General features: G+C 53.9%; 1 protein-coding gene. It reads left to right on the top strand.

What is annotated here, in order from left to right; translation table 11 throughout:
• Positions 1–271, top strand: a 271-nt coding sequence (locus R0J87_RS20650; protein WP_498888590.1) for a site-specific integrase, incomplete at both ends; no start/stop codon positions are given.

Here is a 271-nt window from a genome sequence, read left to right on the forward strand (position 1 = left end):
GATCTGTCAATGATGGTGGAGTGGTTGCATCACCGCGGGTTGACGCTGGCGACGGCGCAAAGTGACGATTTGCAGGCATTACTGGCAGAACGGCTGGAGGGCGGGTATAAAGCCACCAGCTCAGCGCGTTTGCTGAGTGCAGTGCGCCGATTGTTCCAGTATCTTTATCGCGAAAAGTTTCGTGAAGACGATCCCAGTGCGCATCTCGCTTCACCGAAATTGCCCCAGCGTTTGCCAAAAGATTTAAGCGAAGCGCAGGTCGAACGTTTAT

Origin of the sequence: Halomonas sp. SIMBA_159, from assembly GCF_046536035.1 — a bacterium.
In the GTDB taxonomy this organism is placed as follows: Bacteria; Pseudomonadota; Gammaproteobacteria; order Pseudomonadales; family Halomonadaceae; genus Vreelandella; species Vreelandella venusta_A.